General features: G+C 58.6%; 1 pseudogene. It reads right to left on the bottom strand.

The window, feature by feature from the left end:
* Positions 1–163 precede the first annotated feature (163 nt).
* Positions 164–481: pseudogene (locus ACFZPT_RS26560) on the bottom strand (L-arabinose ABC transporter permease AraH); the annotation flags it as partial.

Raw genomic sequence — 481 nt, 5'->3', positions numbered from 1 at the left:
TGTTTCATGGGCTCGATCACCGCTGTCAGCAACAACATCGAACAGCCTTACTGTGGGAGGGGGCTTGCCCCCGATTGCGGAGTGTCAGTTTGCATTTTTGTTTCTGATCTACCGCTATCGGGGGCAAGCCCCCTCCCACATTGAGTCCTTACGGGGCATGGAGTCAGCGTTGTTTCATGCGGTCGATAACCACGGCCAGCAGCAGGATGGAGCCGCGGATTACATACTGGTAGAAGGTGTCGATGTTCTTCAGGTTCATCGCGTTTTCGATGATCGCCAGGATCAGCACACCCGCGATCACGTGGCGGATCATGCCGATGCCGCCACTCAGCGACACGCCGCCCAGTACGCAGGCCGAGATGACGGTCAGTTCGAAACCCTGGCCGATCATCGGTTGGCCCGAGGTCATGCGTGAGGCCAAAATCACGCCGGCCAGGGCACCGATCAGGCCGTGTACGGCGAAGATCAGGATCTTGGTGCG

It is taken from the genome of Pseudomonas sp. MD330_10 (genome assembly GCF_042610415.1).
GTDB lineage: Bacteria > Pseudomonadota > Gammaproteobacteria > Pseudomonadales > Pseudomonadaceae > Aquipseudomonas > Aquipseudomonas rhodesiae.
Note: the sequence above shows the minus strand (reverse complement) of the source record. Positions and strands in the feature narration are given on the sequence as shown.